Origin of the sequence: Hephaestia caeni (assembly GCF_003550065.1) — a bacterium.
Taxonomy (GTDB): Bacteria; Pseudomonadota; Alphaproteobacteria; order Sphingomonadales; family Sphingomonadaceae; genus Sphingomonas; species Sphingomonas caeni_A.
In genome coordinates this window covers 1,149,330-1,172,662 of the sequence record NZ_QXDC01000003.1, presented here as the reverse complement: position 1 = coordinate 1,172,662, position 23,333 = coordinate 1,149,330, and the positions used below count along the sequence as shown (strand labels likewise).

Sequence of the window (23,333 nt, the reverse complement as noted above, 5' to 3'; positions counted from 1 at the left end):
AGGATCGAATGAGCGAACGCGATCAGATGCAGCGCGACTTGCTGGCCCGGATTGAAAGCGCCGATCTCGACGCGCTCGAGGCGGTGCGGGTTACGGCGCTCGGCAAGCAGGGCAGCATCACCGCGCTGCTCAAGTCACTGGGCAAGATGAGCCCAGACGAGCGGCAGGCCGAGGGCCCGCGCATCCACGCGTTGCGCGAGGCGGTGACGCGGGCGATCGCGACGCGCAAGGACGCGCTCGAACGCGCCGCGCTCGACGCGAAGCTCGTCGCCGAGACGCTCGACATGACGCTGCCGGCCGACGCGCCGCTGAGCGGCACGGTGCATCCGGTGAGCCAGGTGATGGATGAGTTGGCCGAAATCTTCGCCGATCTTGGCTTCGCAGTCGCGACCGGGCCGGAGATCGAGGACGACTGGCACAATTTCACCGCGCTCAACATCCCCGAAAGCCATCCCGCACGGGCGATGCACGACACCTTCTATTTCCCCGACGGCGACGACGGCGCGGGGAAGATGCTGCTGCGCACGCATACGTCGCCCGTGCAGATCCGCACGATGATGGCGCAGAAGCCGCCGATCCGGATCATCGCGCCGGGGCGCACCTATCGCTCCGATTCGGATGCCACCCACACGCCGATGTTCCATCAGGTCGAAGGGCTGGTGATCGACAAGGGGATCACGCTGGGGCACCTCAAATGGACGCTCGAGACCTTCCTCAAGGCATTCTTCGAGCGCGACGATATCGTGCTGAGGCTGCGGCCGAGCTATTTCCCCTTCACCGAGCCGTCGGCCGAAGTCGATGTCGGCTTCTCGATTCAGAAGGGCAAGCGCGTCATCGGCGGCAGTGATGGTTGGATGGAAGTGCTCGGCTCGGGGATGGTCCACCCCAAGGTGATCGCCGCGTGCGGGCTCGATCCCGACGAATGGCAAGGCTTTGCATTCGGGTGCGGGATCGATCGGCTGGCGATGCTCAAATACGGGATGGATGACTTGCGTGCGTTTTTCGACGGCGATTTGCGCTGGCTCAAACATTACGGCTTCTCGACGCTCGACGTGCCGACACTGTCGGGGGGAGTCGGCGCATGAAGTTCACGCTTTCCTGGCTCAAGGAGCATCTCGACACCGACGCCACGCTCGACGCGATCGTCGAGGCGCTGACGCGCGTCGGGCTGGAAGTCGAGGGTGTCGACAATCCGGGCGAGAAACTGGCCGCGTTCAAGGTCGCCAGGGTGTTGAGCGCGGCGCCGCACCCCGATGCCGACAAATTGCAGGTGCTGTCGATCGATGCAGGCGACGGCCCGCTGCAGGTCGTGTGCGGCGCGCCCAATGCGCGTAGCGGTTTGATCGGCGTGTTCGGGCCTCCGGGCGCGTTCGTGCCGGGCGGCGGGTTCGAACTGAAGGTCGCGGCGATCCGCGGGGTCACCTCGAACGGGATGATGTGTTCGGCGCGCGAGCTGGAGATCGGCGAGGGGCATGAGGGCATTATCGAATTGCCCGCGGACGCCCCCGTCGGCGCCGCTTACCCGGATTATGCCGGGCTGAACGATCCCGTCATCGACGTGTCGATCACCCCCAATCGGCAGGATTGCATGGGCGTGCGCGGCATCGCGCGCGACCTTGCGGCGGCCGGGCTGGGGACGCTCAGGCCGCTGGCCGAGGTCTATCGCCGCGACGCGATCGCGCCGGTTGAGGGCGAAGGCCCCGGCCCCGACGTGCGCACCGACGACCCGCAAGGCTGCCCCGCTTTCTACGCGCAGGCGGTGTCGGGGGTGCGCAACGGCGCCGCTCCGGAATGGATGGCGCGGCGGCTCAACGCGATCGGGCAGAAGCCGATCTCGGTGCTGGTCGACATCACGAATTTCGTGATGATCGACCTGGGGCGGCCGCTCCACGTCTATGATCGCGCGACGATCAAGGGCGCGCTGGTGGCGCGGGCCGCGACCGCGGGCGAGACCGTGCTCGCACTCAACGGCAAGACCTATACGCTCGACGCAGGGATGACCGTCATCGCCGACGATACGCAGGCGCACGACATCGGCGGTGTCATGGGCGGCGAGGAATCGGGCGTGACCGACAGCACCACCGACGTGCTGATCGAATGCGCTTATTTCGACCCCGATCACGTCGCGCGCACCGGGCAGAAGCTGGGGCTGACCAGCGATGCGCGGGCACGCTTCGAACGCGGGGTCGATCCCGCCTTTCTCGACGACGGGCTGGCGATTGCAACGCAGCTCGTGCTCGACCATTGCGGCGGTCGGCCAAGCGGCGTCACGCGCGCGGGCACGCCGCCGACGCAAGCACGGACGATCCACTACGATCCGGTGCGCAGCGAGACGCTGGGCGGACTCGCGATTCCGGCCGATCGCCAGCAGGCGATTCTCGAAAGCCTCGGCTTCACGGTCGATAGCGACTGGACCGTGGCGGTGCCGAGCTGGCGCCGTGACGTGGATGGCGCCGCCGATCTGGTCGAGGAGGTGATCCGTATCGAGGGCATCGACAAGGTGGCGCCGGTGCCGCTCGACCGCACACCGGGCGTTGCCCGGCCGACCGCGACGCCCGAGCAGAAGCTCGAACGCCGGGCACGCCGCGCGGCCGCCGCGCGTGGGCTCGACGAGGCGGTGACGTGGAGTTTCCTCGCCGAAAGCGAAGCCGCGCCGTTCGGTGGCGGCGCGTGGACGCTGGCCAATCCGATCAGCGAGGATCTGAAAGTGATGCGGCCCTCGCTGCTGCCGGGCTTGCTCGCGGCGGCCGAGCGTAACCTGAAGCGCGGGGCGCAAGCCGTGCGGCTGTTCGAGATCGGGCGGCGCTACCTGGCCGATGCCGAGCGGCCGAGCCTGGGCGTGGTGCTCGCCGGGAATCGCCGGGCGCGGCATTGGGCGACCGGCAAGGCGCAAGGCTTCGATGCGTTCGACGCCAAGGCCGAGGCGCTGGCGCTGCTCGCCGCGGCGGGCGCGCCGGTGGACAATGTGCAGGTGTTCGGCGACGCGGGCACGGCATGGCATCCGGGGCAATCGGGAACGCTTCGGCTTGGCCCCAAGACGGTGCTTGCGGCGTTCGGGATGGTGCATCCGGCGACGCTCAAGGCGTTCGACCTCGACGGGCCGGTGGCGGCGGTCGAGCTGTATCTCGATGCGATTCCGGGCAAGCGTTCCACCGGCTTCATGCGCCCGGCCTATGCGCCGCCCGCGTTGCAGGCGGTGACGCGCGACTTCGCGTTCACCGTCGCGGCCGATCTCAGCGCCGACACGCTGGTGCGCGCGATCAAGGGCGCCGACAAGCAGGCGATCGTCGCGACGCGGCTATTCGACCTGTTCGAGCGCGACGGCGTGCGCTCGATGGCGGTCGAGGTGACGTTGCAGCCGGCCGAGAAGAGCTTCACCGATGCCGAGATCAAGGGCATCGCCGACAAGGTGGTCGCGGCGGCGGGGAAGGTGGGGGCGGTTCTCAGGGGTTGAGGATTACGTCACCCCGGCCTTGTGCCGGGGTCCTCCGCCGCGCCACATTCACGTTGGCAAGGGCGGCAAGCCCAAGCCCACCGCGAGGTCGTTCCACGTCGGATTGAGGCGCTCGATCAGATTGTATTTGTATTCGCGGGGCCAGCGCTTGATCTGCTTTTCGCGATGGATCGCCACTTCCATCGTTTCCGCGACCTCGTAATGGACCAGCCTGCGGATGGCGTAACGCTTGGTGAAGCCTTCGAATGAGCCCTCACGATGCTGAATGATTCTGCCGATGAGGTTGGAGGTCACGCCAGTATAGAGCGTGCCGTGATAGCTTCGCGCGAGAATGTAGACGCACGGGGTTCGCTCTATCGTCACGCGACGAGCCTGCATCCAGGCGGACCCCGGCACAAGGCCGGGGTGACGGTTGGACTGCGACCCCGCAGGCGCTAAAGCACGCCACTCGAAGACGAAAGGACCATCCATGCGCACAGCTCTCATCACCGGCGTGACCGCGGGGATCGGCGAGGCGGCGGCGCGGGCCTTCGTGGGCGCGGGATGGCGGGTGATCGGCACCGGGCGGCGGCGCGCGCGGCTCGACGCGCTGGCGGGTGAGTTGGGGGCCGCCTTCCACGGCGCGGCGTTCGACATCCGCGACGAGGGCGCGCGCGATGCCGCGCTTGCTGCCTTGCCCGAGGGGTTTCGCGATATCGATCTGCTGATCAACAATGCCGGGCTCGCGCTCGGGACGGTCCCGGCGCAGGAGGCCAGCCTCGATCAGTGGAAGACGATGATCGACACCAATGTCACCGCGCTCGTCTCGATCACGCGCACGCTGCTGCCCGCGTTGATCGCGCGCAAGGGGGCGATCATCAACCTGGCGTCGGTCGCGGGCAGCTATCCCTATACGGGCGGTAACGTCTATGCCGGCACCAAGGCGTTCGTGCGCCAGTTCAGCCTCGCGATCCGATCCGATCTCGCCGGCACGGGCGTGCGCGTCACTTCGATCGAACCGGGGATGGTCGAAACCGAATTCACCGTGGTGCGCACCGGCGGCAACCAGCAGGCGTCGGACGCGCTCTATGGCGGCGCAAACCCGATGACGGGTGCGGACATCGCGAACACGATGCTGTGGGTCGCCACGCTGCCGCCGCATCTCAACATCAACACGCTCGAACTGATGCCGGTGAGCCAGTCGTTCGCGGGCTTTCAGGTGGCACGCGCCCAGTGACCGATCTCGTCGAGATCGCGAGCGACGGGTTGCTCGCGGCGATCAACCCGTTCGGCGCCGAGCTGACGCACCTGCGCGACACCGGGCGCCGCGAGCTGATGAGCGACGCCGACCCCGCCTTCTGGTCGCACACGGCGCCGATCCTGTTCCCGGTGATCGGGGTGACCAATGGCGGCGTGATCCGGGTGGACGGCACCGCGCATCCAATGCCCAAGCACGGTTTCGCGCGGCATTCCACGTTCGACGTGGTGCGGCACGAGCGCGATCGCGCGGTGTTCCGGCTCGCCGACAGCGAGGCGACGCGACAACACTATCCGTTCGCTTTCCGGCTCGACATCGACTTCGCCCTGTACCGCACGAGGCTGACGGTGGAAGCGCGGATCACCAATCGCGGCGAGCGGCCGATGCCCGCGCAGTTCGGCTTCCACCCGGCGCTCGCCTGGCCACTGCCGTTCGGCGCGGCGCGCGACGAGCACATTATCACCTTCGACGCCGACGAGCCCGAGCGGCTGCTGCGGATCGCACCCGACGGACTGATCGCGCCCGAGCGCCGCGACAGCCCGCTCGACGGCCGCTCGCTTCACCTCGACGATGCGCTGTTCACCGACGATGCGTTGGTGTGGGACCCCGTCCATTCGGACAAGGTTCGCTATGGCCCGGCCGAGGGGGCAGCGATCGAGATGGGCTTTCCCGATACGCCGCGGCTCGGCGTGTGGACCAAGCCCGGCGCGCGCTTCGTGTGCATCGAGCCGTGGCATGGGCTAGCCGATCTCGAAGGCTTTGCGGGCGAGCTTCGCGACAAACCCGGCGCGTTCGTGGTCGCACCGGGCGAGGACAAGCGACTGCGCATGAGCATCGCGCTGTCGACCTGATCAGGGCGTCGCGAGCGGACGGACATCGTCGACGAGGGCGGTAAGGACGCGCCCGGGCTGTTCGAGCATCGGCAGATGGGCCGAATGCTCGAACCAGACGATCTTCTTTTCCGGCGAATCGAGCTTTCCCAGCCAGCGCGCGGCAAGCGCGGAATCGCAGGTATGATCGTGGCGCCCAAGGAAGAGAAACACCGGCACGTCGACCCGCGTCAGCCCCAGAAACGACAGATCGACCAACTGCGGAAACAGGGCGCGAAACGCCAACTCGCTTCCATCGTCGATCGCTTCGATGTCCGCCGGCGCGTATTCCGGCGAAAGCGCCGCGGCGTTGAAATAAAAGGCGGCATCCTCGCGATACGCGGCGAGCGCGCCGTAGCGGATCGACCATTTGCGTTCGATTTGCAGCTTCTTCACGTCCAGCGCGCCCGGACCGGGATAGGGACGAATGCCCTCGAGTTCTGCAACCGCTTCCTGGTTGTCATCGGCTTTGGCGCGCGCAAGCGTCCAGGCGAAGCCCAACCGTTCGTTCTCTCGCACATCGATGAGCTGCCCGATCCCGACATAGGCCGAAATCAGATCCGGCCGCTTGGCAGCCACGGCCAGCCCGATCGCCGAGCCCCAGCTATGCCCGACCAGAACCACCTTGCGCTTGCCGTATTTCCGGCGCAGCAGCTCGATCAACGCGATCGCGTCGTCGCGATAGCGATCGACGGAGAGCGTCGGCGCGAGCTTTTCCGGATCGATGAGGCGATACGAACGCCCGGCGCCGCGCTGGTCCCATTGAACGACGGCGAAATAGTCTTCCCACGGGCGCTGAAAGCTCCAGGCGATCGGCATTTCGACCGAGCCGGGACCGCCATGTATGAAAAGCAGGAGAGGATTGTCGCGATCCGCGCCGCGCACGTTGATGACCTGGGGCGCACCGCCGAGCGTCGCCGTAAAAGTTTCCTGAATGCCGTCGGGCGTCACGATCTTGTCGATGTCGGCGATGATCTCGCGACCCTGCGCATAGGCATCGGCTTTGTGTCGGTCGCTCTGCGCTTGCGCCGGCAGGGCGACGGCGATGGCGAACAGCAGAACCGTCAAGCGCATTCTTTCCTCTCCAAGCTGTATTGCATTGGTAATACAGTCAGCGCATCGAAAGCAAGGCGGCGTCTCGACGCATCGGCGCGGCCCCGCTAGAGCGCGCCCGATGACCAGGATTTCCGATCGCCGCACCTTTGCGATCATCTCGCACCCCGATGCCGGCAAGACCACACTCACCGAAAAGCTGCTCGTCGCGGGCGGCGCGATCCATCTTGCCGGCGAGGTCAAGGCGCGCGGGGCGAACCGGCGCGCGCGTTCCGACTGGATGAAGATCGAGCAGCAGCGCGGCATCTCGGTGACATCGTCGGTGATGACATTCGAGAAGGACGGGATCACCTTCAACCTGCTCGACACGCCGGGGCACGAGGATTTTTCGGAGGATACGTACCGCACGCTGACCGCAGTCGATTCGGCGGTGATGGTGATCGACGCGGCGCGCGGGATCGAGGCGCAGACGCGCAAGCTGTTCGAGGTATGCCGGCTGCGCAGCGTGCCGATCATCACCTTCGTCAACAAGGTCGACCGCGAAGGACGCGCGCCGTTCGAGCTGCTCGACGAGATCGCCGACGTGCTGGCGTTGGATGTCGCGCCGATGAGCTGGCCGGTGGGTATGGGCGGCACCTTCGAAGGCGTGTACGACATCGCGCACGATCGCGCCGCGCGGCCCGAGGGGCCGAGCCGCGAATTCCACGGCAAGATCGAGGCGGCCCCCGCGCTGCCCGAGGCGGCGCGCGACGAGATCGAACTGGCGCGGGCGGGCTATGCCGCGTTCGACGAGGGCGCGTACCGGCACGGCGACCTGACGCCGGTCTATTTCGGGTCGGCGCTCAAGGATTTCGGCGTCGCCGAGCTGATCGACGCGCTGGCGGCCTATGCACCGGGGCCGCGATCGCAGCCGGCCGAGCCCGCGCCGGTATCGCCGGAGGGCAGCGAAGTGACGGGGTTCGTGTTCAAGGTGCAGGCGAACATGGACCCGCAGCATCGCGACAGAATCGCGTTCATGCGGCTGTGTTCGGGCACCTTCAGGCGCGGCATGAAGCTGACGCCGACGGGGCACGGCAAGCCGATCGCGGTGCATTCGCCGATCCTGTTCTTCGCGCAGAACCGCGAGCTGGCCGACGAGGCGTTTCCGGGCGACATCATCGGCATTCCCAACCACGGGACGCTGCGGGTGGGCGATACGCTGAGCGAGAAAGCGGCGGTGCGTTTTACCGGGCTGCCCAATTTCGCCCCCGAAATCCTGCGCCGCGTGGTGCTGAAAGACCCGACCAAGACCAAGCAGTTGCGCAAGGCGCTCGACGACATGGCCGAGGAAGGCGTGACGCAGGTCTTCTATCCCGAGATCGGCGCCAACTGGGTGATCGGCGTGGTGGGGCAGCTCCAGCTCGATGTGCTGCTGAGCCGGCTCGAGGCTGAATACAAGGTCGCCGCCGGGCTGGAAATGGCGCCGTTCGAGACCGCGCGCTGGGTATCGGCGGACGATCCCGCCGACCTCAAGGCGTTCGCCGATTTGAACCGCGCGGCGATGGCCAGGGATCGCGACGGCAACCCCGTGTTCATGGCCAAGACCGCGTGGGAAGTCGGCTATGTCGCGGATCGCTATCCCAAGGTGCGATTCGCGGCGACGCGCGAGCGTTAAGCTTTCCCATCGATACCCCGTCACCCCGGACTTGTTCCGGGGTCCAACGTGCCTCAAGCGTTAACGCTCGTGGAGAGTTGGATGCCGGAACAAGTCCGGCATGACGAAAGGCTCTACCCGATCGGCGCGCATTTGGCGGCCAGCCAGGCGCGATCGTCGGCGTCGAGTTCGGGGCCGATCTTTTCGAGCACCTTGGCGTGGTAGGCGTTGAGCCAGGCCAGTTCCTCAGGGGTGAGCAGGTCGGGCAGGATCAGCGACCGCTCGATCGGCACGAAGGTGAGCGTTTCGAAACCCAGCATCGGGCTGTCGCCGCCTGATATTGCGCGTTCGACCACCAGCACCAGCGTCTCGATGCGGATGCCGTATTCGCCCGCCTTGTAATAGCCGGGCTCGTTCGAGAGGATCATGCCGGGTTCGAGCGGGACCGAGGGACCGCCGCCGGGATAATTGGGCTTGGCGATCCGCGCCGGGCCTTCGTGGACCGAGAGGTACGCGCCGACACCGTGGCCGGTGCCGTGCGCATAATCGAGCCCGGCTTCCCAAAGCGGCCGCCGCGCGAAGCTATCAAGCTGGCCGCCGTTGGTGCCGCGCGGGAAGCGCACGGTATCGAGCGCGATGTTGCCCTTGAGGACGCGGGTGAAGCGGTCCTTCATCTCGTGCGTCGGCTCACCCACGGGCACGACGCGGGTGACGTCGGTGGTGCCGTCTTCATATTGGCCGCCCGAATCGACCAGATACAATTCACCGGGCTTGAGTTCGGCATTCGATTCGGGCGTCGAATGGTAATGCGGGCTCGCGCCGTGCGCGCCGGTCGCCGAGATCGTGTCGAATGAGGTGTCCTTGAGAACGCCGGTCGCCTGACGGAATTCGAGCAGCTTGGCGACGCAATCGAGTTCGGTGAGCCCGCCTTTGGGCGCGGTCTCCTCGACCCAGCGCAGGAAGCGGCTGAGCGCGGCGCCGTCGCGGACGCTCGCGGCGCGGTGGCCGGCAATCTCGGCCGCGTTCTTGATCGCCTTGGCGAGCACGACCGGATCGCGCAAGGGCAGCACGGTCGCCCCGCCGGCATCGAGCGCGTCGAAGATCGCGGCGACGGCATTGTCGGGATCGGCGGCGATCCGCTTGCCCGCGAACCCGGCCAGCGCGGGTGCGAAGGCGGTGCGATCATGGAGGCGCACCGCGTTGCCGAGGTGTTGGCGCACGGCATCGGTCAGCTTGTCGGGTGCGACATAGAGATCGGCGGTGCCGTCGGCCGAGACGATCGCATAGGCAAGCGCGACCGGGGTATGAGCGACGTCGCCGCCGCGCACGTTGAGCGCCCAGGCGATCGAATCGAGCGCGGAGAGCACGACCGCGTCGGCCTTCTTCGCGGCGAGCCAGTCTGCGATCTCCTGCCGCTTCTGCGCCGAGGATTTGCCCGCGGCGTCATCGGGTTGAACCGCGAGTCTGGCCTCCGACGGCCGGGGGCGATCGGCCCAGACGGCATCGATCGGGTTGCTCTCGACCGCCACCAGCGTCGCCCCGCTTTCGGCGAGCGCTTGCGTGGCCTCCTCGACCCATTGGCGCGTGTGCAGCCACGGATCATAGCCCACGCGCGCACCTTCCGCGGCGTGCTCCGCCAGCCAATCGGCGATGGTGACATCGGGCACGGGAACATATTGCCAGTGATTGCCGTCGACCTGCTGGCGCACCTGGAGCGTATAGCGCCCATCGGTGAAGATCGCGGCCTGTTCAGGCATCACCACCGCGCTGCCCGCCGAGCCTTCGAAGCCGGTGAGCCACGCCAGCCGCTGCGCATAGGCACCAACATATTCGCTCATATGTTCATCGGTGAGCGGCACCACGAAGCCATCGAGCGACTGGCGCTTCAATTGATCGCGAAGGGCCTCGAGCCGGGCCGTATAAGTGGACATTCGGGTTCCTCGAACTGGTGTTGGCGAGCGCCCCAGGTCGACCAGGTCGACGCTCTGGCGCGGCGCCCGCTCGCCACCCCGGACACGGGCGCGCGACGGGCACAACTGATGCGGACCTTGTGGCAGATTTCCAGCGGGCAGGACAGGCTGCACCGATCCGAAGCATCCGATCGCGCCCTGCCACCATGTCTCATACACGAAATAGTATTTCTTGTATGGAACCATTGCTGCTATAGCGCCTGTGGGGAGGACACCGATGCGCCATCGAGGAAATACGCCGACACGCCGGATCGGGCGCCACATCATGCTGGCCGCCGCCACGTTGTTCGCCCTGATCACCCCTGCCGCCGCGCAGACGGTGGATGCGCAAGGGACGGTGCATGTCCCCGCGATCGCGATCCCCGAATCGACATTGCTGAGCGCGGAGACGCGGCGCCACCTCGCCGAGCAGCGCAACCCGCCGCGCGAGCAGAGCCAGCCGCGATCGTGCCCGTCGATGGCCGGCGCCCCCAACGACCAGATCCCCGCCATCCGCGAATGCGAGGCGCAGGCCTTCTACGTGTCGAACGCGTACCGGCGGTTGCAGACGCTGTTCGACGTCTCGATCGAGGATCGGGTGATCGGCGGCGTCCGGACCGAGGTGGTCGAGCCGCGCGGCGGCGTGGCGCCCGAGAACCGGCGGCGCGTGCTGATCAACGTGCATGGCGGCGCGTTCATCGGCGGCGCGCGAACGCTGAGCCGGATGGAATCGATGCCGATCGCGGCGATCGGGCGGATCAAGGTGATCAGCGTCGATTACCGGCAAGGCCCCGATTTCACCTTCCCCGCCGCGAGCGAAGATGTCGCGGCGGTGTATCGTGAGCTGATCAAGCAATATGATCCGCGCAATATCGGCATTTACGGCTGTTCGGCGGGCGGGCTGCTCACCGCGCAGAGCGTGGCGTGGCTGATCGACAAGAAGCTGCCGCTGCCCGGCGCGATCGCGATGCTATGCGAAGGCGGGGTTTATTGGACCGAGGGCGATTCGTCGCGGATGGTCTACGATACATCGGCGAGCACGATGGCGGTAAACCCCTATTTCAGCGGCACCTCGGCCGACGATCCTTTGGTCTTTCCGGCGCGGTCGCTCGCGCTGCTCGCTAAGTTTCCACCGACGCTGCTCGTCACCGCGACGCGCGATTTCGCGCTGAGCTCGACCGTCTACACGCATTCGCGGCTGGTGGCGCAAGGCGTCGATGCCGAACTGCATGTGTGGGAGGGGCTACCACACGCGTTCCACATGGACCCCGACCTGCCCGAATCGAAGCAGGTGTACGACGTGGTCACGCGCTTCTTCGCGAAGCATCTGCGCAAGTAGCGATCAGTGGAACGAGGGCGGCGTGGTGGCGCTGGCCCAGCCCCGATCGGGTTTGGTGCCGAGCGTGAAATCGAGCGTGCCGCCGCTGGCGACGAAGCTCGCCGGTAGCCACGCGCGATCGCTCGGCTTGCCGTTGACGGTAAGCGACTGGACGAAGGGCGCATCGGGGGCCGCCCCCTCGCCGCGGATGTCGATCCGGCCGCCGGGGCGGTCGATCGTCGCGGCGGGGAACAGCGGGCTGCCGATCACCAGGTCGGCACGGCCGGGGTAGAGCGGGTAGAGGCCGAGCGCCGACCACACATACCAGGACGACATCTGGCCGAGATCGTCATTGCCCGAAATGCCGCTGGGGCTGTTGGTCCAGATCCGGCGCATCGCTGCGCGGACGGTGGCCTGCGTCTGCCACGGCTGACCGACGAAATTGTAGAGCCAGGGCGAGGCGATCGAGGGTTCGTTGTCGAGTTCGGCGTGGAGCGGCCCCGATTTGGTGACCGCCCAGCCGCCCGTGGAGGTACGGAAGAAGGCGTCGAGGCGGCGCGTCGCGGCCGCTTTGCCGCCGAGCTTTTCGATCAGCCCGGCGGGATCGAAGGGCACCATCCACAGATATTGCGCACCCGAACCTTCCACGAATTCCTCGTCCGAGGAAGGATCGAACGCGGGCCAGCTCCCATCGGCGTTGCGCGGCTGGATATAGCCGCCCTCGGGCGTCGCCCTGGGGTTGTACAGGTTGCGCCACCAGCCCGAACGTTCCCGGAACTGGCGCGCACCCGCTTCATCGCCCGCCGCGCGCGCAAGCTCGGCGAGGCCGAAATCGGCGGCGGCGAGTTCGAGCGTGTCGGCGGCCGAGCCCCAGCCGGGCGCGCCCACGGGCATGTAATGGAGCTTGAGCCATTGATCGAGGCCGGGGCGCTGGCCGACGCACAGCACCGGGCAGCCGGTGCGGCTGAGATCCTTCGCCGTCGGCACCGTCGCGGCGCGTTTGAGCGAGGCATAGGCGGCCTTCACGTCGAACGCGCGGCCGCCGAAGGCGTAGATCGCAGCGAGCGAGGGCGGCGAGGGATCGCCGTTCATTACGCTGGTCGCGCCCGTCAGATGCGTCCAGCGATCCCACACGCCGCCGTTCTGATCGGCCTGATTGAGCAGCGACTGCGCGATATCCGACCCGCGCTGCGGATCGAGCAGCGTCACCAACTGGAGTTGCGAGCGGTACACGTCCCAGCCCGAAAAATTGGCATATTGCGCGTGCTGCCCCTTGGCGAGCCGATGGATCGCGCCGTCGAAGCCCCGGTAGCGGCCGTCGGCATCGCTGTAGAGAGTCTCACCCAGCAGGCTGTGATAGAGCGCGGTGTAGAAGACGGTGCGATCGTCGCGGCTGCCGCCGGTGATGCGGATCTGCCCGAGCGCGCGGTTCCACGCGGCGCGCGTCGCCTTCTGGGTTTCCTCGATCGTGGTGCCCGCCGGGCTTTCGCGGTTCAGATTGGCGCGGGCACCGGCTTCATCGACATAGGAGATGCCGACGCGCATCGTGACCGCAGGCGTCTTTTCGGCGTCGAAGGCGATCCAGCCGCCGGCGCCCTTGCCCGCCGGCGGGTGGCCGCGCGTGCCGTAGGTGGTGCCGCCACTCCCTTCGGTCGCGCCCTTGGCGACCTGATCGTCGCGCCAGGTGCCGCCGACCTCGAAGGGTTGATCGAACACCGCGACGAAGTGGAGCGTATAATAGCTCTCGCGCCGATCGGGGGCGAGATAGCCGCAGAAATTGCCGCTCGTCACCGAGCCGGTGACGGTGCGGTGGTCGGCGTCGATGCGGATCGTCGAGGCGGTGCTGCCGACCTCGCTGTCCGAGGTGCGGAACAGCAGGTTGGCGGGGCGATCCTGCGGAAAGGTGAAGCGGCCGACCGCGGTGCGATTGGTGGCGCCGAGTTCGACCCGGACGCGATTGTCGAGCGTCACCGTATAGGCGCCGGGGCTTGCGCTTTCCCTGGCGTGATCGAGCAGGCTGGCATAGCCGAGCCCGGCCGCGACCGACGACGGCGAGCGTTCGACCGGCACCGTCACCGGCATGATCGGAATATCGCCGCTGGCGCCGGTGCAGCCGGTGCCCGACAGATGCGTGAGCGCGAAGCCGCGGATGCCGTTGGCGCGCCATTCGTACCCGCCGGGCGCGGCGATCGGGAAGCTCCTGCCGGGCAGCGGGGTCGCCTCGGGGCTGAACGCGACCATCCCGAACGGCATCGTGGCGCCGGGATAGACGTTGCCGCCGTTGGTGGTGCCGATGAAGGGATTAACCTCAGCGGCGAGGTCGGGGGGAATCATATCCTCGCCCGAGACCTGCGCGGCCGCGAACAGGGCGAGCCCGGCGAACGCCAATCTTCGGATCATCCCGCCCCCAGCCCACCATTAACGCAAGTCGTTTTCCCTAAGGCCGCGAGGCCGGTGCCGTCAATCGGCGATGCCCCTCTCGACGCCGAGGGGGCGGCCGCGATAGGGCTGCGGGCATGATCGATCGCCTTCCCCCGCCCGTCGCGGCCACGCGCCCGCATTCGTTCACCGCGCATGGGGTGACGATCGACGATCCTTGGGCGTGGCTGAAGGATCCGGGGTATCCCGAGGTCACCGACAAGGACGTGCTCGGCTATCTCGAGGCGGAGAACGCCTATTTCGAGGCCGCGATGGCGCCGCACCGGCCGCTGGTCGATCGGCTCTACGAAGAGATGAAAGCGCGCATCAAGGAAGACGATGCGAGCGTGCCGCAAAAGGACGGCGACTGGCTCTACTGGACCGCGTTCGAGACCGGCGGGCAATATGTGAAATGGTGGCGCAAGCCCGTCAGCGGAGGTGAGGACCAGTTGCTGCTCGACGAGCCGGCGCTGGCCGAGGGCAAGGAGTATTTCCGACTCGGCGCGTTTTCGGTGTCGAACGACGGCACGTTGCTGGCCTATGCGATCGACGACAACGGCTCCGAACGCTTCACCATCCATGTCAAGAATCTCGAGACCGGCGAGCATCTACCCGATGTGATCCCGGGGATGCTTTCCGAGATCGTGTGGACCGCCGACGACAGCGGCTTCCTCTATGGCCTCGCCAACGCGCAGTGGCGGACCGACAATGCCCGCCTGCACCGGCTGGGCACCGACCCGGCCGAGGATATCGTGCTCTATCGCGAGGCCGACGAAGGCTATCGCGTCGGGGTGTCCGAGACCCAATCGAGGCGCTGGATCATCATCGCGACCGGCGACCATGTGACGAGCGAAGTGCGGCTCGTCCCCGCGAGCGACCCCACCGCCGCGCCGATCCTCGTCGCCCCACGCCAGCCGGGGCGCGAATATGATGTCGACGAGCATGACGGCACATTGTTCATCCACACCAACGATACTGATCCGATGTGGCGGCTGGTGACCGCGCCGATCGACAATCCGGGCGAATGGACCGAGCGGATCGCGCCCTCCCCGCGATTTTACATGACCGGAATGGCGTGCTTCGCCGATTATTTCGTCGTCGAGGGACGCGAGGACGGGCTCGACCAGATCGAGATCCATGCGTACGATCCCGCGGTGCCGCCGCGCCGCATCGCCTTTCCCGAGGCGAGCTATGCCGCCGGGCTGGGCAACAACCCCGAATATGCCTGCCCGACGCTGCGGCTAGGATATGAATCGATGGTCACGCCGGGGACGGTGTATGATTACCACGTCGCGAGCGGCACGCTCGAAACGCTCAAGGTGCAGGAGATCCCGAGCGGCTATGACGCCGCGCACTACGCGACCGAGCGCCTGACGATCGCGGCGCGCGACGGGACGGAAGTGCCGGTGTCGATCGTCTATCCCAGGGGCTTTCCCAAGGACGGATCGCGGCCGCTGTTCCTCTATGCCTATGGCGCTTACGGCATGGCGATCCCGCCGGGATTTTCGACCGGGCGGCTGAGCCTGCTCGATCGCGGCTTCGCCTATGCGATCGCGCATATCCGCGGCGGCGACGATCTGGGCCAGCAATGGTATCACGACGGCAAGCTCGACAAGCGCACCAATACCTTCACCGATTTCGTCGATGTGGCCAAAGGGTTGATCGACCGGGGGTGGACCGCCAAGGGCCGGATCGCGATCGCGGGGCGATCGGCGGGGGGCGAATTGATGGGCGCGGTGGTCAATTCCGACCCCGATCTGTGGGGCGCGGTGATCGCCGACGTGCCGTTCGTCGACGTGCTCAACACGATGCTCGACGCCGAGCTGCCGCTGACGCCGGGCGAATGGCCCGAATGGGGCAATCCGATCACCGACCAGGCGGCGTTCGAGCTGATCCGAAGCTATTCACCCTATGACAATGTGGTGGCGCAGGCCTATCCGCCGCTGTTCATTTCAGGCGGGCTCAACGATCCGCGCGTGACCTATTGGGAGCCCGCCAAATGGGCGGCCAGGCTGCGCGCGACCAAGACCGACGACAACCTATTGCTGCTCAAGACCAATATGGGCGCTGGCCATGGCGGCAAATCGGGGCGGTTCGAGAGTTTGCGCGAGGGCGCCGAGGAACATGCCTTCGTGCTGTGGCAATTGGGGGTGGAGGGTTAGTTGAGCGGCGGGGTGAAACCCGGTCGCCCTGACCACCCGTTCGTGCTGAGCCTGTCGAAGCACCGTTCTTTGTTGGAAGAATAGAGCGGCCCTTCGACAAGCTCAGGGCGAACGGAGACGGGTGCGTATCGATTCAAGGGCAGACGCTGGTCCACCAAATAAAGCTTCAGCCGCGCGGGGTGGCGGCACGCGCAGCGATCAGCGGGCCGCTGGGGCGGCAATCGGCGGCGATCGTGGGATAATCGATATCAGTATTGCGCGCGAGCGCGGCGGGCATCGCCTCGCGGCACGCCTGCATCGTCGCATAGGGCGTGGGCTCGACGCGCTGCTGGCGACACATTTGCGACCCGTCTCCGCAGCCGAGGATCGCGATAAGATACACGATGGGTTCCATATTCTCCTTCCCGTCAAGCCCGCCAACGATCAGACCATCGCAAGGGTTCCTCAATCCGTCGCAGGATGACGACGCCGATGGCGCCACCCCGCAACGCGGAAGGTGAGGCAAAGGTGAGGCCAAAACGCGCCCTTGCGATCAGGCGCGTCGATCAGCCGGGCCGATCAGTCGGAATCGTCGCGCCCGGCCTCGCGTTGGTGGCGGCGGTGGGCGCGTTGGTGGGCGGCGGGGTGCGTGGGCTCGACGGGCACGCGCCGGTAATGTTCGCGATCGTCGCGCGGGTAGCGCGCCTGCGCCTCGGCGACCGCGCGCGCAGTGGCGATCGCATCGACCGCGCGATCGGGCGGCATCAGCCGGTGCGGCGCGGCCGGGCACGGCGGCGCGAGCGCGGCGACCGCATCGGCGACAGGCGGCGCGGCCGCGGGGAGCGGCTCCTCCGGGCGGCGGATGCTTTGGTGCGCGTGGCGGAAACGTGCCGGCTGATAGGCGCGCAGCAGGAACATCAGCAGCCGATCACTGTGCTGCCATTTCGCGCCGATCCGGCAGCCGTCGCGATCGAACACCGGCACCTCCTCGCCCTCGATCGCGCGGCGGAAGGCGAGATCGATCAGGCGGTGCGAGGCGGCCTCCACCGCCGCCGTCCAGGCGCGCGCGAACCCTTCCGACCCCGCCGCGCGGCGCAGGCGATAGGCGCTCTGCACCGACATATCGACCGCGCGCGCGGCGTGTTCGACCATGCCGGTATCGGCGAGCGCCTCGATAAAGGCGCGCTGGACCTCGGGCGACCAGCCATCCGCACGCGGGCGGCGCGGGACCGGACGCCATTCGAACTCGTCGGGATCGAAGGCGTCGAGATCGACCGGCGGATCGGGATCGAGCGCGCGATCATCGTCGAGCGGCGCGGGGGCCTGCCGATCGGGGCCGGCGGGCGGCGGGGGTGTGGGATCATCCTGTGCCATCGGGCAGGATAGAACATGGAAAGACCGTGTAGGACAGCGTGTTGGATGGTTTGGCGGGCGGGCGTGGCTTTGGGGCATCCATCAAGGGGGCGGTCCGCGATTGACATCGGCCGCGCTTGCGGCCGTATGGCTGCGGGAAGACGGCCCCATCAACCGAAAGGCAGGCGCGCGGTGAGCGACGACGATTATGTGTTCGACGACGAAAGCGGCGAATGGATGCCGGCGAGCGAACTGGCGGCGAAGCGCGCGGCGGCGAACACGGTCGAGGTGCGCGACGCGGTGGGCAATGTGCTGGCCGACGGCGATCAGGTGACGCTGATCAAGGATCTGGACGTGAAGGGCGCGGGCCAGACGCTGAAGCGCGGCACGCTGATCAAATCGATCCGCCTGACCGGCGACGATCAGGAGATCGACTGCAAGTTCGACGGGATCAAGGGGCTGGTGCTGCGCGCGGAGTTCGTGCGGAAACGGTGAGGGGCGGGGGGCTATTGCCGGCTTTCGAGCTGCGACGACACGCCGTCGGGAAAATCCTCGCGCACCATGATGCGGGGCAGCGCCTTGCTGGCGAAGACGACATATTGCTCTGATCCCGTCTTCTTTTCGATACGATAGGTGATCTTGAAGACGTCGATATCGCCGGCGGGCACGTGGATCGTGCCGCCGTCTTCCACCGTCGCGCTGGCGGTGCTGATGCCGATCGCGGGATCGTAGACCTGGAAGGTGAAGCGCGCGCCGTCCTCCAGCTTGCGCGCCATCACCGAGGCCCAATCGATCCGCTGATCGATGACGCACGGCCCGACCGTATCGTGGACTGTAACGGGTGCGGTGCCGGCGGGGTGGCGGGGATAGCGCAGGCCCGTGACGCGACCCGGCGCGTAGCGGATATCGAACATCGGCCGCCGATGGCCCTCCGGCCCGAATTCGAGGACGGCCGACAGCGGCGAGAAATCCGCGCGGGTGACGGCGGTCCACGCCTGATCGGCGTAGCCGATCGCGGTGTTGGAGAAGCGGTAGCGCCCGTCGGGCTGCGCGGCGATGACGATACGATCGTGCCCGATCGTTTTCCCATGCTCGAAATCGACATAGACGAATGTGCCGGTTTGCAGGAGCGCCGCGGCGGGCTGGGCGGGGCATATGGCGGACGCGGCCAGGGCGAGTGCCGTCGTTACGATCATGTCATCTCTCCGTGTGTCGTCGGATGCGCCTGATCGCGGTGCTTTGCGACGACGCTGGCATTAGGACGCGCGGTCCGTGATGCCAAGCGCTCGAATGGCGTAGCGCCCGTATCATTGTCGAACGAGCGAGGTGCTGGCCCTTGGTGCTTTTAGTCACCGTAATCCCGAGCCACTTAAATTTGCCCTTTGCTGTCTATACCGACTATTGATATGTCCGATAGACAAAATGATTGACATTGGGACGGTGCCGCTGTATTATATACAGAATGGGAGATGCCTGATGAACGGAAAGCGCAATAGGGAAGCCATTTTGGAGTTCCAGGATTATCAAGCCGCCAAGGGATTGCTGGCCAAAGGGACCGCCATGGCGCGTAAGGCTGCCCTGGGGAAAGTTCTTGGGATTCTTCCCGATGAAGAAGCGGAGGATGTGACAAAGATTCACCTCGACGACGTCATGCTTCGCTTCAGCAATCTACAGGGGAAAGATTACACCCCAGGAAGCATGAATACCTACAAAAGTAGGGTCAAAGCGGCCCTCGAAGATTTCGAAGCTTATCTGTCCAACCCACTTGGGTTTCGACCTAACATCAACCGACGCGACCGGTCGTCCAAATCCGATAAACCGCAAGTACAAAAGGTCGATTCGACGACGCCAACTGAAATCGTTCCCAAGTCAACGACAACATCATTCGAATCCGTAAGTATTCTGCCGATACCTTTGAGATCTGATCTAGTGGTCCGAATTCAAGGTCTGCCATTTGATATGACGGAGAATGAAGCGAGAAAAATTGCAAACGTGGTTTTGGCTATGGTCAACCCCACGTCGTAAAAACGGCCCGAGCTAGGCTCGGGCCGATTAGTTTCTGCGTCAGGCTCGAACGGGGCTTGCTGGCGTAGAAGCCTTGGAACCCCAGAGTTCGAGAAGACATCACCGCAATGTCTCTTATAAAGCACGAACCGGTTTTTTCAAGGTAAACAGCGCCCCGGGAAAGGCAGTGGGATGAAGCCGAAGCTTCCTCCAGCGCCGCCGGGTTTCCGGTACATTTTCCGCGCTTCGCGGAGGTGTCCGGATACGGGCGACGTGCTATACGCTAAGGACTACGGGTTCAAAGCGTGGCCGCTTCTCGTTCCGGTTTAATGGACGAGCGGATGGGCGATGAAGTCAAATTCATCGCCCATTCGTCAATTTTCAATCGTGCTCCCGTCCGCCGGCGCCCATGTACAGCTCGCGGCCGGTTTCGTTGTAGAGGTCGCTCATCTTGGCCATGCCGGCTTCGGCCTCGGCTTCGTTGAGCGCCCCTCCACCATTCGGCTGCGCCGAATGGTCCCCCTCCCCGAGCAAGCTCGGGGAGGAATTGGTGGTGGCGAGGAAGCTGTCGATGCCGGCATTCTGCTTCGCCGCGAAATCCCTCACCTCTTGCGTGATCTTCATCGAGCAGAATTTCGGGCCGCACATCGAGCAGAAATGGGCGGTCTTGGCGCCCTCCGCGGGAAGCGTCTGGTCGTGATATTGCTCCGCCGTGTCGGGATCGAGCGATAGGTTGAATTGGTCGCGCCATCTAAACTCAAAACGCGCACGGCTCAGGGCATCGTCGCGGACCTTCGCGGCGGGGTGGCCCTTGGCGAGATCGGCGGCGTGGGCGGCTAGCTTGTAGGTGACGACGCCGACTTTCACGTCGTCGCGGTCGGGGAGGCCGAGATGCTCCTTCGGCGTCACGTAGCAGAGCATCGCGGTGCCGTACCAGCCGATCATCGCGGCGCCGATGCCACTGGTGATATGGTCGTAGCCCGGGGCGATATCGGTGGTGAGCGGGCCTAACGTATAGAAGGGCGCCTCGCCGCACGCCTCCAACTGCTTGTCCATATTCTCCTTGATCTTGTGCATCGGCACATGACCGGGACCCTCGATCATCACCTGCACGTCCTGCGCCCAGGCGCGCTTGGTCAGCTCGCCCAACGTGTAGAGCTCGGCGAACTGGGCCTCATCATTGGCGTCGGCGATCGAGCCGGGGCGCAGGCCGTCGCCCAAGGAATAGGCGATGTCATACGCCTTCATGATCTCGGTGATCTCGTCGAACCGCTCGTAGAGGAAGCTCTCCTTGTGGTGGCTGAGGCACCATTTGGCCATGATCGAGCCGCCACGTGAGACGATGCCGGTGACGCGCTTCGCGGTGAGCGGGACATAGGGCAGACGGACGCCGGCGTGGATGGTGAAATAGTCGACGCCCTGTTCGGCCTGCTCGATCAGCGTGTCGCGGAAGATTTCCCACGTCAGGTCTTCGGCGATGCCGCCGACTTTCTCCAGCGCCTGGTAAATGGGAACGGTGCCGATCGGCACGGGGCTGTTGCGGATGATCCATTCGCGGGTGTCGTGGATGTTGCGGCCGGTGGAGAGGTCCATCACCGTGTCCGCGCCCCAGCGGATCGACCAGACCATCTTGTCGACTTCGCTCGCGACATCGCTGGCGACGGCGGAATTGCCGATATTGGCGTTGATCTTGACGAGGAAGTTGCGGCCGATCGCCATCGGTTCGGATTCGGGGTGGTTGATGTTCGACGGGATGATCGCGCGGCCGCGGGCGACCTCGTCGCGGACGAACTCCGGCGTGACGAAATCGGGGATGGCGGCGCCGAAGCTTTGACCGTCTCTGGCCTGCCCGTCGCGAGCGATCTCGCGGCCGAGATTCTCGCGTTCGGCGACATATTCCATCTCAGGCGTGATGATGCCCTGCCGCGCATAGTGCATCTGGCTGACGTTGGCGCCGGCGCGCGCGCGCAAGGGACGGCGAGTCGGGTTGGGGAATTGCGGGACGCCGGAATCTTTGTTGCCGCTCGTTGCTGCCGCAGTCGCGGTGCGATCGAGGCCGAGCCGGCTCGATGCCAGAAAGCCGTTATCCTCGGGGCGCACGGCGCGGGCGTCGTAGCTCTCGACGTCGCCGCGGGCCTCTATCCACGGGCGGCGGAGTGCGGGGAGGCCGGCCATGATGTCGATGTTCGCGGCCGGATCGGTGTAGGGGCCGGAGGTATCGTAGACGCGTAAGGGGGGTTCGCCGCAGCCGGGTTCGAGATCGATCTCGCGCATCGCGACGCGGATGCCGCTGTCGGTGCGCGCGGGCACATGGACCTTGCGGCTGCCACGAATCGGGCCGGTTGTGACGCCTATTTCGGTTTTTGCGGGGATATCGGCCATGCGTGATCGCTCCTCAAAAATGTGGAGCGAGGACGGATTTCGCCTGAAAGCCGCTTCCCTCCCTCCGCCCGCGCTAACGGGATCAGGTTCAGCGGGTCGCGGATCAGGTCCGCCTCTCAGCCGCCAACAGCGGCCCCCCGGGGATAAGCAGCCAGTCTAGCCCCCGTCCGCGAAAGGGCAAGGGGGGTGCCCTGGTGCTGTTTCAGTTTCACTGAAACAGGGGCGGCACCGGCCCGCTCCCCCACCCGGCCACCCATTCAGTATACTGCCGTTGGGTGGCCGGGCGGGGGAGCGGGCCGGTGCGGCGAACTCAAAACGTATACGCCAGCCCCACGGCGCCCATCCATTGATCGCGGTCGCCGGCGATCGAGACGACGGGCGAATCGCCGAAATCGCCCAGCATCCGCTTGTAGGTGCCCGCCGCGACGAGCTTGACGCCGTGGAGTAGATCGCCGGTCAGCGCATAAGTGGCGATCGTGCCGATCGTGTAGTTCTTCCAGCCGCTCGACGCGGTGTAGACGGGCAGGCCGCTCGCCGCCGACTGGCCGGGGGTGATGCCGAAATAGGTGCGCGCATAGCCCTTGCCGGCATGCTCGGCCGAGGCGAACAGGCCGATAGCGGCCTTGCGGCTCAAGGGCGTGAAATAGTTGATCGTCGGTTGCAGGATCGCGCTGTCGTGGCCGCCCGAGACGTCGTGGCGATAGCTAAGCGAGACCGAGAGTTTGTCGTAGGGCGAGGTGATCACCCCCGTCTTGCCGATGCCGACATAGCCGCCGAGTTCGATCGCGGTATCGACCTTGCCGAGCGCCTTGATGCGCGCGTCGTCGATGTTCTTGATGCTCGAGCGGTCGAAATTGACGACCGCGATCGGCCCGGCCTGGACATCCCAACCGGGGCCGGACGCGTTGCGGATCAGATCGAGGCTGGCGCGGTTGCCCGCCAGCGTGAAGGCAAAGCCGCCCACCGAGCCGATCGCGCCGGGGCCGATGGCGACGCGATGATCGTCCGAGCCTTCGTAATCGGGCAGGTAAGCGAGGCCGAGGCCGACGGTGACATTATCGTCGGGCGCCGGGGCATCGGCATCCTGCCCGGCAGCGGATTGGGGGGCGAGCGCGGCGGCCGCGCTGACGGCGGGCACGAAAAGAAGATGGCGGATCAAGCAAATACTCCGTGCAAAAGGACGTCTTGCAGCAACGCGGCAGCGCGCCATTGGCTCCACGCCCATTGGCTCCCCGCGGAGTGCCGAACCTGCTGGAGAATCAAGGAATATGGCGCGCGGCCATCGCGCCGTCGGCGGCACCCCCGCGCGCGCCGGCCGGCACGGCGCCCGGCAGCAGCGCGACCACGATCAACGCCGCCGCCAGCCGCCGCACGAAGCGGTGTACGCGGCCGATCGACCGCCCCGACGCCGCATTGCCGATCCCGGAACTGGAAATGGAGGCCATGATTGCCCCTGTAGCGCCCGGTGGTGCCGTTGGCGATGCCCGGCGGTAGAGCCCCACGCCCCGCGGCCGCTTCCACG

At 66.3% G+C, this 23,333-nt stretch carries 19 protein-coding genes and 1 riboswitch; of the genes, 9 read left to right on the top strand and 10 right to left on the bottom strand.

Annotation, left to right across the window (positions count from 1 at the left end):
- The first annotated feature begins 8 nt into the window (after positions 1-8).
- On the top strand, positions 9-1,085 hold the full coding sequence (pheS, locus tag DFR49_RS14095) for a phenylalanine--tRNA ligase subunit alpha (protein WP_119036253.1): 1,077 nt from the start codon (positions 9-11) through the stop codon (positions 1,083-1,085).
- Entirely contained in the window at positions 1,082-3,454 is a 2,373-nt protein-coding gene (gene pheT, locus DFR49_RS14090; protein ID WP_119036252.1) for a phenylalanine--tRNA ligase subunit beta, read from the top strand. The genes pheS and pheT overlap by 4 nt, the downstream gene beginning before the upstream one ends.
- Positions 3,455-3,502: 48 nt before the next feature.
- Here pheT and DFR49_RS14085 read toward each other — a convergent pair whose 3' ends face one another.
- Complete coding sequence (locus DFR49_RS14085; RefSeq protein ID WP_342768473.1) at positions 3,503-3,925, bottom strand: GIY-YIG nuclease family protein; 423 nt, start codon at positions 3,923-3,925, stop codon at positions 3,503-3,505.
- On the opposite strand from DFR49_RS14085, the gene DFR49_RS14080 reads away from it, so the two are divergent.
- Together DFR49_RS14080 and DFR49_RS14075 are read left to right on the top strand one after the other, a co-directional pair.
- Positions 3,924-4,670, top strand: coding sequence for an SDR family NAD(P)-dependent oxidoreductase (locus DFR49_RS14080; RefSeq protein WP_119036250.1), 747 nt, complete (start codon positions 3,924-3,926; stop codon positions 4,668-4,670). The genes DFR49_RS14085 and DFR49_RS14080 overlap by 2 nt on opposite strands.
- Complete coding sequence (locus DFR49_RS14075; protein WP_119036249.1) at positions 4,667-5,542, top strand: aldose 1-epimerase family protein; 876 nt, start codon at positions 4,667-4,669, stop codon at positions 5,540-5,542. Before DFR49_RS14080 ends, DFR49_RS14075 begins: the two co-directional genes overlap by 4 nt.
- On the opposite strand, the gene DFR49_RS14070 is transcribed toward DFR49_RS14075, so the two are convergent.
- Positions 5,543-6,634, bottom strand: coding sequence for an alpha/beta fold hydrolase (locus tag DFR49_RS14070; protein WP_119036248.1), 1,092 nt, complete (start codon positions 6,632-6,634; stop codon positions 5,543-5,545).
- A gap of 100 nt (positions 6,635-6,734) precedes the next feature.
- Between DFR49_RS14070 and DFR49_RS14065 the strand changes: the two genes are divergently transcribed.
- Positions 6,735-8,267: a peptide chain release factor 3 gene (locus tag DFR49_RS14065; protein WP_119036247.1), complete on the top strand. Its 1,533-nt coding sequence runs from the start codon at positions 6,735-6,737 to the stop codon at positions 8,265-8,267.
- Between the two features lie 113 nt (positions 8,268-8,380).
- On the opposite strand, the gene DFR49_RS14060 is transcribed toward DFR49_RS14065, so the two are convergent.
- Positions 8,381-10,177 carry an aminopeptidase P family protein gene (locus DFR49_RS14060; protein WP_119036246.1) on the bottom strand — a complete coding sequence of 599 codons (1,797 nt, stop codon included), beginning with the start codon at positions 10,175-10,177 and terminating at the stop codon, positions 8,381-8,383.
- Positions 10,178-10,433: 256 nt separating this feature from the next.
- On the opposite strand from DFR49_RS14060, the gene DFR49_RS14055 reads away from it, so the two are divergent.
- Positions 10,434-11,534, top strand: coding sequence for an alpha/beta hydrolase (locus DFR49_RS14055; protein WP_211325883.1), 1,101 nt, complete (start codon positions 10,434-10,436; stop codon positions 11,532-11,534).
- Between the two features lie 3 nt (positions 11,535-11,537).
- On the opposite strand, the gene DFR49_RS14050 is transcribed toward DFR49_RS14055, so the two are convergent.
- Positions 11,538-13,913, bottom strand: a complete 2,376-nt coding sequence (locus DFR49_RS14050) for a GH92 family glycosyl hydrolase (RefSeq protein WP_119036245.1) — start codon at positions 13,911-13,913, stop codon at positions 11,538-11,540.
- Between the two features lie 116 nt (positions 13,914-14,029).
- Between DFR49_RS14050 and DFR49_RS14045 the strand changes: the two genes are divergently transcribed.
- A complete protein-coding gene (locus tag DFR49_RS14045) occupies positions 14,030-16,093 on the top strand; it encodes a S9 family peptidase (protein WP_119036244.1) in 2,064 nt (687 codons plus the stop codon).
- A gap of 166 nt (positions 16,094-16,259) precedes the next feature.
- Here the strand turns inward: DFR49_RS14045 and DFR49_RS14040 are convergent, their stop codons facing one another.
- The gene (locus tag DFR49_RS14040) at positions 16,260-16,487 is read right to left on the bottom strand and encodes a hypothetical protein (RefSeq protein ID WP_119036243.1); all 228 of its coding nucleotides are present in this window, start codon (positions 16,485-16,487) and stop codon (positions 16,260-16,262) included.
- Positions 16,488-16,651: 164 nt separating this feature from the next.
- Positions 16,652-17,446: a hypothetical protein gene (locus tag DFR49_RS14035; protein WP_119036242.1), complete on the bottom strand. Its 795-nt coding sequence runs from the start codon at positions 17,444-17,446 to the stop codon at positions 16,652-16,654.
- Between the two features lie 126 nt (positions 17,447-17,572).
- On the opposite strand from DFR49_RS14035, the gene DFR49_RS14030 reads away from it, so the two are divergent.
- Positions 17,573-17,920 carry an alkylphosphonate utilization protein gene (locus tag DFR49_RS14030; RefSeq protein ID WP_211325882.1) on the top strand — a complete coding sequence of 116 codons (348 nt, stop codon included), beginning with the start codon at positions 17,573-17,575 and terminating at the stop codon, positions 17,918-17,920.
- 11 nt (positions 17,921-17,931) lie between these two features.
- On the opposite strand, the gene DFR49_RS14025 is transcribed toward DFR49_RS14030, so the two are convergent.
- Positions 17,932-18,621 (bottom strand): DUF3108 domain-containing protein, encoded by a 690-nt coding sequence (locus DFR49_RS14025; protein WP_119036240.1) that lies wholly within the window; start codon positions 18,619-18,621, stop codon positions 17,932-17,934.
- Positions 18,622-18,901: 280 nt separating this feature from the next.
- Here DFR49_RS14025 and DFR49_RS14020 point away from each other — a divergent pair, with 280 nt between their 5' ends.
- Positions 18,902-19,450, top strand: coding sequence for a hypothetical protein (locus tag DFR49_RS14020; RefSeq protein ID WP_147373700.1), 549 nt, complete (start codon positions 18,902-18,904; stop codon positions 19,448-19,450).
- A 360-nt stretch (positions 19,451-19,810) separates the two neighbouring features.
- On the opposite strand, the gene thiC is transcribed toward DFR49_RS14020, so the two are convergent.
- From thiC to DFR49_RS14005, 3 genes are all read right to left on the bottom strand, one after another.
- Complete coding sequence (gene thiC, locus DFR49_RS14015; RefSeq protein WP_119036238.1) at positions 19,811-21,811, bottom strand: phosphomethylpyrimidine synthase ThiC; 2,001 nt, start codon at positions 21,809-21,811, stop codon at positions 19,811-19,813.
- Positions 21,812-21,853: 42 nt separating this feature from the next.
- A riboswitch (TPP riboswitch) is annotated at positions 21,854-21,961 on the bottom strand.
- Positions 21,962-22,121: 160 nt separating this feature from the next.
- On the bottom strand, positions 22,122-22,970 hold the full coding sequence (locus DFR49_RS14010) for a MipA/OmpV family protein (protein WP_245968507.1): 849 nt from the start codon (positions 22,968-22,970) through the stop codon (positions 22,122-22,124).
- A gap of 100 nt (positions 22,971-23,070) precedes the next feature.
- Positions 23,071-23,256 (bottom strand): hypothetical protein, encoded by a 186-nt coding sequence (locus tag DFR49_RS14005; RefSeq protein WP_119036236.1) that lies wholly within the window; start codon positions 23,254-23,256, stop codon positions 23,071-23,073.
- Positions 23,257-23,333: the final 77 nt, after the last annotated feature.

Excerpts from the sequence above, each read along its gene's own strand:
- pheS (WP_119036253.1), top strand. The coding sequence starts at position 9 with ATGAGCGAACGCGATCAGATGCAGCGCGACTTGCTGGCCCGGATTGAA.
- pheT (WP_119036252.1), top strand. The coding sequence starts at position 1,082 with ATGAAGTTCACGCTTTCCTGGCTCAAGGAGCATCTCGACACCGACGCC.
- DFR49_RS14080 (WP_119036250.1), top strand. The coding sequence starts at position 3,924 with ATGCGCACAGCTCTCATCACCGGCGTGACCGCGGGGATCGGCGAGGCG.
- DFR49_RS14085 (WP_342768473.1), bottom strand. The coding sequence starts at position 3,925 with ATGGATGGTCCTTTCGTCTTCGAGTGGCGTGCTTTAGCGCCTGCGGGG.
- DFR49_RS14070 (WP_119036248.1), bottom strand. The coding sequence starts at position 6,634 with ATGCGCTTGACGGTTCTGCTGTTCGCCATCGCCGTCGCCCTGCCGGCG.
- DFR49_RS14065 (WP_119036247.1), top strand. The coding sequence starts at position 6,735 with ATGACCAGGATTTCCGATCGCCGCACCTTTGCGATCATCTCGCACCCC.
- DFR49_RS14060 (WP_119036246.1), bottom strand. The coding sequence starts at position 10,177 with ATGTCCACTTATACGGCCCGGCTCGAGGCCCTTCGCGATCAATTGAAG.
- DFR49_RS14055 (WP_211325883.1), top strand. The coding sequence starts at position 10,434 with ATGCGCCATCGAGGAAATACGCCGACACGCCGGATCGGGCGCCACATC.
- DFR49_RS14050 (WP_119036245.1), bottom strand. The coding sequence starts at position 13,913 with ATGATCCGAAGATTGGCGTTCGCCGGGCTCGCCCTGTTCGCGGCCGCG.
- DFR49_RS14045 (WP_119036244.1), top strand. The coding sequence starts at position 14,030 with ATGATCGATCGCCTTCCCCCGCCCGTCGCGGCCACGCGCCCGCATTCG.
- DFR49_RS14040 (WP_119036243.1), bottom strand. The coding sequence starts at position 16,487 with ATGGAACCCATCGTGTATCTTATCGCGATCCTCGGCTGCGGAGACGGG.
- DFR49_RS14035 (WP_119036242.1), bottom strand. The coding sequence starts at position 17,446 with ATGGCACAGGATGATCCCACACCCCCGCCGCCCGCCGGCCCCGATCGG.
- DFR49_RS14030 (WP_211325882.1), top strand. The coding sequence starts at position 17,573 with ATGGCTGCGGGAAGACGGCCCCATCAACCGAAAGGCAGGCGCGCGGTG.
- DFR49_RS14025 (WP_119036240.1), bottom strand. The coding sequence starts at position 18,621 with ATGATCGTAACGACGGCACTCGCCCTGGCCGCGTCCGCCATATGCCCC.
- DFR49_RS14020 (WP_147373700.1), top strand. The coding sequence starts at position 18,902 with ATGAACGGAAAGCGCAATAGGGAAGCCATTTTGGAGTTCCAGGATTAT.
- thiC (WP_119036238.1), bottom strand. The coding sequence starts at position 21,811 with ATGGCCGATATCCCCGCAAAAACCGAAATAGGCGTCACAACCGGCCCG.
- DFR49_RS14005 (WP_119036236.1), bottom strand. The coding sequence starts at position 23,256 with ATGGCCTCCATTTCCAGTTCCGGGATCGGCAATGCGGCGTCGGGGCGG.